This window comes from Bacillus sp. ATD, from assembly GCF_050585765.1.
Lineage (GTDB): Bacteria > Bacillota > Bacilli > Bacillales > Bacillaceae > Bacillus > Bacillus stercoris.
In genome coordinates this window covers 1-1,286 of record NZ_JBOBQH010000024.1, presented here as the reverse complement: position 1 = coordinate 1,286, position 1,286 = coordinate 1, and the positions used below count along the sequence as shown (strand labels likewise).

Here is a 1,286-nt window from a genome sequence, read left to right as displayed (position 1 = left end):
GGGACTGACCCCATAAGATGAGACAAATAAAAACACCCTCAAGTTTGAATACGGATGATTGTTATCCGAAATTAGACTTGGAGGTGTTTTTTCAATGGGGACAAGAGTGAGTTATCCGGTTGAAGTGAAACAGAAGGCTGTAGAAATGAGATTGGCAGGCGTGCCTATGAAAGAGATCATGCAGGAATTGAATATTAAGAATAAGACACAGGTTCAGACATGGGTCAGATGGTATAAGGCTGGTGATACACATCGATTTGAACAGCCTGTTGGAAAGCAATACACTTACGGAAAAGGCCCGGAGTATTCTTCCGAATTAGAGAAACTGCAGGCAGAGAATCATTATCTGAGACAACAGAATGAAGTTTTAAAAAAGTACAACGAATTGGAAAGGCAGTTGATAGCGAAACGTCGGTCGAACTTGTAGAAATATTGCACAGCACAATGACTGTGCAGGATATCTGTATTCATTTAGGTATTTCTCGAGCGTCTTATTATCGTTGGAAGAAGAATTTGATGAAGGATCATCCCAAGCGCCATTTGGAAAAACAAATCGGCACGTTGTGCCGAGAGCACAAGTATCGATATGGATATCGAAAAATCACTGCCATACTAAAAAAGAGAATGTGTATTAACCATAAAACGGTTCAACGTATTATGCAGAAAAATCAATGGCAGTGCCAAGTTAAGGTGAAAAAGCGCAAGAAGGATGGGCAGCCATATGCCGTGGTCGATAATATATTAGATCGGAACTTTCAGTCTGATCGCCCTCTTGAAAAACTAGTAACGGACATCACATATTTGCCTTATGGGCAGAAACAATTGTACCTTTCCAGTATATTAGATTTATACAATGGGGAAGTGATTGCTTTTACGATTGGCGATAAGCAGGACACAGACTTTGTCTTAAACACACTTGATCAGCTACCAACGCTGCCTGAGAACTGCGTGTTACATAGTGATCAAGGTTCTGTGTATACATCTTACGAGTATCAAAAAGCTGTTAAAACAAAAGGCATTACCATGAGCATGTCCCGCAAAGGGACGCCCGCTGATAATGCCTCCATCGAATCGTTTCATTCCTCACTAAAGTCTGAAACGTTCTATCTGAACAGCATTGATCGAACTACGACCGCCATCGTAGAACGCACTGTCATAGAATACATTCATTATTATAACAATATTCGCATTCAAACAAAACTAAACAACCAATCACCGATAAATTATCGGCAATTGGCTGTTTAAAAGGTGTTTTGATCCCTGTCTCAAAAACGGGGGTCAGTCCC

Annotated in this window: 1 protein-coding gene; it reads left to right on the top strand. The window is 40.6% G+C overall.

Annotation, left to right across the window (positions count from 1 at the left end):
- Positions 1-94: 94 nt before the first annotated feature.
- A protein-coding gene (locus ACQXR1_RS22085) for an IS3 family transposase (RefSeq protein WP_430772878.1) occupies positions 95-1,245 on the top strand; the annotation gives its coding sequence in 2 pieces (ribosomal slippage) (positions 95-368 and positions 368-1,245; 1,152 coding nt in all).
- Positions 1,246-1,286 lie beyond the last annotated feature (41 nt).